The organism is Thermogladius sp., assembly GCF_049970955.1.
Classification (GTDB): domain Archaea; phylum Thermoproteota; class Thermoprotei_A; order Sulfolobales; family Desulfurococcaceae; genus Thermogladius.
Window position 1 is genome coordinate 1 of record NZ_JBMFLY010000038.1, and the last position, 1,388, is coordinate 1,388.

The window sequence follows — 1,388 nt, forward strand, 5'->3', positions numbered from 1 at the left end:
TCTCGTTCTCGCCAGGCGTGACTATTGTGGGCAAGTCTACGTAGCTCCCGTCCGGCTTTATGAAGTGTATAGCTATGTCCCTGTTAGTTGTGTCAGTGTTGTTAACTATCTGGTGCATGAATACGAAGCCGTTGAGGAACGGGGCGATCTGCAGCGAGACGGTCGTGTAACTGATGTTCGCCCCAATAGTCGTGAACGGCCCTACTGTAATGTTGGTCACAACAGTGTCGCCCGAGAACTTCAATAAAGTGACATTGAACTGCGTAATTGGCAGAGGCGACGCTGTAGTGCCCGAGAGGAAGTAGGCTACCGCGTACATGTCCACGATAGGGTTGTAGGCAACCACGGGGTACTCCTCGAAGTACTTAGTAGCCGATACTGTGAAGGGGCCTACAAGCTTCTTCTCGGTGACGTTGTACAGGTATACGTACAAGTCCCTGTAGGTCGCTGTGCTCGGGAACTCCGTCACAGCTATCAGGATCGAGTCCTTGCCGGCAACGGCGTTCACGTCGATAGCTAAACCGGAGGTGTCGACTGCGAGCTGCGTGCCAGTGTTGGTCGCCGGGTCATATATATACAGGCTCACGTTGCCCTCCGCGTACGTAGGGTTAGAGACGTTGATATAGGGGACGTAGACCTTACCGCCGAACACCACTATAGCCGGCTCGATCGTCGTAGCATATGTGTAGTTACCTCCCTGTATCTCCTGCGTTACGCCCGTAGTAGACGCTGGAGGCGTGATAGGCTTGGGTGCCGGGGTGCTAGCTGTGTAAGATATGAGGGGAGCTACTAGGATCGCTAGTAGGAGTATGTAGGATACTTTCACAATAGAACTACTCATTCACTACCCCCAAGATTATATCTCATAGAGGCGTGAGTTTTAACCTTTTTCTAAAACCTTCATCCCTGACATGCTTTTCCTAATCAACCGTTTTTAAAAGACTGATTAAATCTATACAATTCCTTTCTCCCAGATGAAGTCCACGACCTCCTCGTGGCTGGGGGCCTCGTGCGAGCCCAGCCTTGTGATTTTAAGGGCTGCGACAGCGTTGGCGTAAGAGAGCGCTTTCCTCAAGCTGTAACCCCGTAGCAGGCCCGCGATAAACCCTGCCGCGAATGCGTCGCCTGCGCCAGTCGTGTCGACGACCTCTCTTACACTGAAAGCGGGGACCTCCTCCTCGACATCCCTGGTCTTGAGGTAGGCCCCTTTCTCACCCCGTTTCACCACCGCGATCTCTGCCCCCGCCTCCAGCACCTTGGAGGCTGCCTGCTTGTAGTCGCTTACCCCCGTCATGTTCTGGTACTCTTGTTCGTTGGCGAGTACTGCTCTCACCCTCTTTATGACCCTCTCTAACTCGCTCCAGGGCCTCTTCGATATCAGGCGCCCC

2 protein-coding genes are annotated in these 1,388 nt (G+C 53.5%); both read right to left on the reverse strand.

The window, feature by feature from the left end; genetic code table 11:
* A partial coding sequence (locus ACP5VX_RS05365; protein ID WP_428724861.1) for a hypothetical protein occupies positions 1-841 on the reverse strand: 841 nt, incomplete at its 3' end.
* 111 nt (positions 842-952) lie between these two features.
* Positions 953-1,388, reverse strand: a 436-nt coding sequence (locus tag ACP5VX_RS05370) for a carbohydrate kinase family protein (protein WP_428724862.1), incomplete at its 5' end; no start/stop codon positions are given.